General features: G+C 36.2%; 6 protein-coding genes and 1 rRNA gene. 2 read left to right on the top strand and 5 right to left on the bottom strand.

Annotated elements, in window-relative coordinates:
* Positions 1-77: ribosomal RNA gene (gene rrf / locus ACH0AK_RS08470) — 5S ribosomal RNA — on the top strand; the annotation flags it as partial.
* 224 nt (positions 78-301) lie between these two features.
* Here the strand turns inward: rrf and ACH0AK_RS08465 are convergent.
* The 4 genes from ACH0AK_RS08465 to ACH0AK_RS08450 all read right to left on the bottom strand — a co-directional run bounded on the left by ACH0AK_RS08465 (position 302) and on the right by ACH0AK_RS08450 (position 3,795).
* Positions 302-772 carry a glutathione peroxidase gene (locus tag ACH0AK_RS08465; RefSeq protein WP_071866693.1) on the bottom strand — a complete coding sequence of 157 codons (471 nt, stop codon included), beginning with the start codon at positions 770-772 and terminating at the stop codon, positions 302-304.
* A 297-nt stretch (positions 773-1,069) separates the two neighbouring features.
* On the bottom strand, positions 1,070-1,528 hold the full coding sequence (locus ACH0AK_RS08460) for an S-ribosylhomocysteine lyase (RefSeq protein ID WP_019724149.1): 459 nt from the start codon (positions 1,526-1,528) through the stop codon (positions 1,070-1,072).
* 152 nt (positions 1,529-1,680) lie between these two features.
* Positions 1,681-2,829 carry a cystathionine gamma-synthase gene (locus tag ACH0AK_RS08455; RefSeq protein ID WP_019724150.1) on the bottom strand — a complete coding sequence of 383 codons (1,149 nt, stop codon included), beginning with the start codon at positions 2,827-2,829 and terminating at the stop codon, positions 1,681-1,683.
* Between the two features lie 48 nt (positions 2,830-2,877).
* Positions 2,878-3,795: a PLP-dependent cysteine synthase family protein gene (locus tag ACH0AK_RS08450; RefSeq protein ID WP_019724151.1), complete on the bottom strand. Its 918-nt coding sequence runs from the start codon at positions 3,793-3,795 to the stop codon at positions 2,878-2,880.
* A gap of 373 nt (positions 3,796-4,168) precedes the next feature.
* On the opposite strand from ACH0AK_RS08450, the gene efp reads away from it, so the two are divergent.
* Complete coding sequence (gene efp, locus ACH0AK_RS08445; RefSeq protein WP_010736336.1) at positions 4,169-4,729, top strand: elongation factor P; 561 nt, start codon at positions 4,169-4,171, stop codon at positions 4,727-4,729.
* A 61-nt stretch (positions 4,730-4,790) separates the two neighbouring features.
* Here the strand turns inward: efp and ACH0AK_RS08440 are convergent, their stop codons facing one another.
* A complete protein-coding gene (locus ACH0AK_RS08440; RefSeq protein WP_010736335.1) occupies positions 4,791-6,287 on the bottom strand; it encodes a helix-turn-helix domain-containing protein in 1,497 nt (498 codons plus the stop codon).
* Between the last annotated feature and the right edge of the window lie 203 nt (positions 6,288-6,490).

Genomic DNA, 6,490 nt, shown 5'->3' with positions numbered 1-6,490 from the left:
CCGAACACAGAAGTTAAGCTTCTTAGCGCCGATTGTAGTGAGGGGTTGCCCCTTGTGAGAGTAGGACGCCGCCACGCAAACGAAAACAGTTGAACGAAAGTTCAGCTGTTTTTTTGTTTACTTTTTTGAAATAGCAAAAGTTATTGTCAGTATTCTAGTCAAAAAAATACATGGTCTTGAAAAAAATTTTTTTCAAGGTCATGTACTTTATTTAAGTCGATCTAAGCTTTTTCTCTAAATAGAAATGAGTTTCATTTGACCAATAATCTAAAATGTTGATTGTCCAATTATTGCATCTTGACTAAAGAATGGCTTCGATTGCTTCTTTCATTTTTAATGGTGAAGTTTTTGGCGCAAAACGTTCAATTATTTGACCGTCTTTATCAATAAGGAATTTTGTAAAATTCCATTTGATTGCAGGTGTCAAAGTACCTGGTGCTTGTTCTTTTAAATAATCAAATAGGGGATCAGCATCCCCGCCATTGATTACCGTTAGTTGATGCATGGGAAATGTAACACCATACGTTGTTCGGCAGGCTTCCGCAGCCTCATTTGCAGAAGCTACTTCTTGCTTGAATTGATTCGATGGGAAACCTAACACTACTAACCCTTTTTCCTGATACATCTGGTAAAGCTCTTCCAACTGTTCAAATTGCGGCGCCAAACCACATTTTGTTGCAGTATTAACGATGATCATAGGGTGGCCCTTGTATTTGTCCAATGAGTAAGTTGTCCCATTTTCTAATGTGACGTTAAAATCATAGATATCCATTCGTTTTTTCCTCCTATTTGTTGATGTATAATAAAGGGTTTGCTGACGTAGTCCCCTAAACTGAAAACATAATGAGCGAAAGTCAATGCCTTCGATCATTAGCCAACATGGAAGACTAAGAGATATTATTTGAGTTTTCTCTTAAAGTTCACGCCAAATTGTCTTTCTCATAACTTACCAAAACAAGCCGTAAAAGACAAAGATTTGGCATGTTCTTTTGTCTTTTACGGCTTATGACTATGAGATAGAGGTCACTTTCCTCAATCTCTATTATGATTAAATAAATGTATGGTCTGTTTATACTCCGACGTCTGACCATTCATCTCGTTTTGCTAAAAATTCACGCGCTAAAGCTTGTGCGCCTTCTAACGTATGGTTTGCAGCCCAGCCACATTGGATTTCGTTACTTGCTGGAACTTCTGTTGCTTGTAGCACATCTTTCATCGTTTTTTCTAAAACATCTAAAATATCGTCATAATTTTCATGATTGATGACAGTAAGATAGAAGCCTGTTTGGCATCCCATTGGTGACCAGTCTACAATATAATCTGCATGATTACGGATGTTTTCGGCAGTTAAATGTTCTAAAGAATGCAAACCTGCCATATCCATGTGTTCTTTGTTTGGCTGTTTGAAACGGACATCATATTTGATGATCAAATCGCCATGCTCGCCTTTTTTACGATCAGCTACACGAACATAAGGGGCTTTTACTTTACGGTGGTCTAAATTAAAACTTTCGACATTCATTTTCATATTGAATTACTCCTAACTATCTGATGATTCTTTTTAGGGAAATGAAAATCCTCTAAAAAGATTGGGTCGATTTATCTAAATTCTAACACTTATTGCAGGTCAGGTGTAGAAAACTGATTGATTTTTTTTCAATTCTTTAAAGATAAAATGGATCAGTGATTTTTCAATTGGGTAAAGGCTTGGTTCAAATCATCTAAAAGATCTTGGGCGTACTCGATTCCTACGGATAAACGAATCAATCCGTCTTTGATTCCAGCTTTTTCGCGTTTTTCTTTAGGTACAGAGGCATGAGTCATCACAGAAGGAATTTCCACTAAACTTTCGACACCACCTAAGCTTTCAGCGAGGATAAATAGTTGCAAAGCTTCTACAAAAGGAATTGCATCTGCGTCGTTTTTCAAGGTAAAGGAAACCATTCCGCTATAGCCGGACATCTGTTGTTTCGCAATTTCATGATTATTATGGGTTGTTAGACCAGGGTAATAGACTGCTTCAACTTCAGGATGGTTCGCTAATAATTCTGCTACAGCATAGGCATTTTTTTGATGTTCTTCCATACGCACACTAAGAGTTTTGATCCCGCGTTGCATCAACCAACTATCTTGTGGACCTAATACGCTACCGATGGCATTTTGATAGTAACCAATTTGTTCCGCCAACTCTTGGTTGTTTGTCGTAACTAATCCAGCAACGACATCACTATGCCCGCCTAGATATTTTGTGCCACTGTGTAAAACAATATCAGCGCCTAATTCTAAAGGTTTTTGAAAGTATGGTGTAGCAAATGTGTTATCCACGATTGTTAACAGGTCACGATTTTTTGCAATGGCAGCCCCTGCTTTCAAATCGGTGATTTTAAGTAGAGGATTACTTGGTGTTTCTAGGTACAAAGCTTTTGTATTGTCTTGAATTGCTTCTTCAATCTGTGCAAGATTACTTGTATCGACGATCGTATACTCTAACCCATTTTTTGTAAGAACATTATCAAATAAACGGAAAGTTCCACCATAGACATCATCGCCTAAGAGAATGTGATCTCCAGATTGGAATAAGGAAAAGACTGCATGGATTCCTGCTAGACCTGAGGCAAAGGCAAAGCCACGAACGCCACCTTCTAAGTCTGCGATCAATTCTTCTAAAGCAAAACGTGTTGGATTACCTGAACGTGAATATTCGTATTCTTTCGGTTGTCCAACTGCATTTTGGCGGTAAGTCGATGTTTGATAGATCGGTACGCTAACTGCACCGGTTGTCGGATCTTCACTAATACCACCATGGATCAATTTTGTTTGAATATGCATAATTATTTCCTCCAATTTCTTCATTGAGTTTATTGTGTCGTTTGTTGCTTACAGATAAATATTTTTTGATAAGTAACGATCGGACGTGTCTGGAAATATGGTCAGGATAGACTGTCCGTTCGGTAGACGTTGTGCTTCTTTTAAGGCTGCGGCAAAAGCGGCTCCGCTCGAGCTGCCTACTAATAATCCGTGTTCTTTTGCTAGTTGACGTGTGTAAGCAAATCCTTCAGCATCAGAAATCGTTTCAAATTGATCAATTGTCAACTCACTAAGAAAAGGGGGGACAAATTCAACGCCGATGCCTTCAATTTCGTGCCCATGTGAAGAACCACCATTCAAAATTGATCCTTCTGGCTCAACACCAATCAGGCGAAGTTCAGGTAAACGATCTTTTAGAAATTTTGCGGTTCCAGCAAACGTACCACCACTTCCAATACCGGCAACAAAACTATTGATTGACCCTTCCAATTCTTGAAACAATTCAGGCCCCAATGTTTGGTAATAAGTGGCTGGATTGTCTGGGTTTTCAAACTGCAAGGGAACATAACTATTTGGGATCTCAGAAGCTAATTGTTTACTTTTTTCGATCGCACCAACGATTCCTTCTTCTGTAGGAGTGTGTACGATTTTTGCGCCTAGTGCCTGCATGATTTTTTGTTTTTCTATACTAAATTTTTCTGGTACGACAAAAATTGTTTTTAAATTGAATTTCAAAGCTGCCAGACCTAAACCAATCCCTGTGTTACCAGCAGTTGGCTCAATGATCGTTGTTTCTTGATCGATTTTTCCGCTCTCAAGACCGGAAGTCAATAAATACAAACCTAAACGGTCTTTGATACTACCTCCTGGATTCAAGTATTCCAGTTTTGCATAGATCACGGAATCTTTTGGCATAGGAAAATCTTGCGCAGTAAATTTATAGACGGGTGTATGCCCGATTGCTTCAGTAATTGATGAAATGATCACGAATCCAAACCTCCAAAAAAGTAAAATAAAAAGGAGCTGACTATTTAATCAGCTCCTCGTAAGATCATAAATTGAAAAGACCAAGAAAGAAAACACTTTCACTACAGAAAGAGATCTTTCATTCAACTATGAAGGGCAATTAATAGACATGGCAAACAGTATGCTGTTTTTATACACCATACAACAACACTTCAATTGTTTTAAGTAATTGATTGCCATGTTTATCCCTCCAATAATGATTTAATTAAAAATAGCATGAAAAAATAAGAAAGTCAAAGACTATCATTTGAAAAGCAATAATTTCCTAGTTTTATAGACGTTTGTCTGATACAATAAGGGTGATTATGATTAAGAAAAAAAGGAGCAAAAAATAATGATCTCAGCAAGCGATTTAAAAGCCGGAATGACATTTGTCCAAGACGGAAAATTGATCAAAGTAATTGATGCAAGCCATCACAAACCTGGTAAAGGAAATACTGTGATGCGTATGAAGCTAAAAGATGTTCGTACTGGTGCTACTTATGATACGACACTAAGACCAGACGAAAAATTTGAAAAAGCACACATTGATACAAAACCAGTTCAATACTTATACACAATGGATGATACAGCATTCTTTATGGATCTAGAAACATACGAACAATATGAGATCCCTGTAGAAACTGTAGCTGAAGAAATGAAATTTATCTTAGAAAACATGGAAGTTAAAATCCAATTCTTCGGTAGCGAAGTGATTGGTGTCCAATTACCAACAACAGTTGTCTTACGTGTCGTTGAAACACAACCATCGATCAAAGGTGCGACAGTGACTGGTTCTGGTAAACCTGCAACGATGGAAACAGGCTTAGTAGTCAATGTTCCTGATTTCATTGAAGCGGATGAATTACTAGAAATCAATACAGCAGAAGGTTCATACGTAAAACGTGCAAAATAACCGAGTGTAGTAAAAAAGCTTTTAAGCAGGATGCTTAAAAGCTTTTTTTTATATTAATCAGTTAATCAGCAAACAATGTTTGTAGTTTTAAATGATGGACTTCTAACAGTCGTTGATACAGATTTGTTTCAAAGTCTCTATAATGACAAAAATCAAGGACTGTATACTTAGAAGAATCAAGACCATTAGGAATCAGCAGGGGGGAACCAAAGATGAAAAAGTCATATTCTTCAGTGATGGGAAGCGTGAGTCGCTCGATATCTACAAAGGGGATCTTCTTGCCTAAATTCAAGATTTCTGCGGAGATCAGATGCTCAGAGACGTTGACAAACCCAACTTTCAATTTATAGTTTTCATCGATTTCTGAATAATATGGATAAAGTAAACTGGCTTGTAGAAAGGCTAATTCACTTACGCAAGATTTCAACCAGGTATAGTTTTTTCGTTGTGCGATTTTTTTCCAAAACCCTTCGATTTTGATTGTCAAGATACGTAAAAGTGGGTATTTATCTTGAATATAAGAAGAGATAAATAATGTGGTCAAAGGAATTTTTTGCTTGAACATGCTAAAGTTACCGATGGATAGATAGAGATTCAAAAGCAAAGCGGGCTCTTTTTCAAAATGGAATGTACCAATAAATGTCTGACAGTGCTCTTGAAATTCCTCTAAAATAGCTTTGATCTCATTACTCGGTTGTTGATAGGAATGTTGCACGATCGGCACACGAATATCTTGATTAGAGGTAAGAAACGGCCAATAATAGAACAAATAAAACAAAGAGTTTACCTCTAAGATATCTAAACGAAGATTCGCAATTTTGAAGAAGTCGTAAAAAAAGTCAATGTTTGTTTCACTTGGAATAAAGGAATCTCTCGATAATCGATAGATATCCGTAAAATGATTATTTTCGATCCTCAGCAAACAAATCAGACAATGGAGACTAGCTTGTTTTTTTCCTAAATCAAACTTATTCTTGTGTTGCGATCCTTCGTGCTTATAAATCAATGCGCGAACTTCTTGGCTGTAAGGAATACTATCCAGACTTTCTCCTAATGAAACAAACCAAAAGAAGTTGAAAAAAATGATACGAATCAGCATTTCAGAACCAGATAAGGTAAGATTCGATAAATTCAAATTGATATTGTACTCCTTCAAATATTCAGCCAATTTTTTTGTTTGTCGAAAACATGTTGAGCGGCTGATAAAATGGCGATTGCAAAAAGCTGCAAGATCTTCATCTTGTTCAGTCAGAAGACTGATCAATAATTTATAAGGAACACTTTCTGTTGATAGGAAATGTTGGTATTGGGTATATTGAACAAGTTGTTCAGGAATGGATAACTTGTTTTTAGTATGTAACAGTTTAATATCAGTAAATTGTTCTAAATCATCTTGTATAGCACATAGGATTTTTTTGAAACGGGTCGGACTGAAATAGAAATCTAAGTTTTCTCGTACATGATCTAAACTATATTCCCCCGGCCATAAGGTCATTATCTTTCCATACACATTTAATTTCATTCTTGCATGGTCATCTAATAAAATTTTTTCAATCAATTCTTCACCTTCTTTTTATATTTTTATTATTAATACCGTATTTATTTTTCCTTGTAAATACTTGTCTCAATTTTCTAAAAAAACTCTACCGGATTTAGAAATATTTTTTTAAAATTTGTCTCAAAATTATTGCTCAATGAGTATATTTTGTGAGAGAAAAGAATAATAAATCGGTTTTAAATAACTAATCATTCAATGTATTC

Origin of the sequence: Enterococcus pernyi (genome assembly GCF_045371165.1) — a bacterium.
GTDB lineage: Bacteria > Bacillota > Bacilli > Lactobacillales > Enterococcaceae > Enterococcus_B > Enterococcus_B pernyi.
This window is presented reverse-complemented; position numbering and strand designations above follow the sequence as displayed.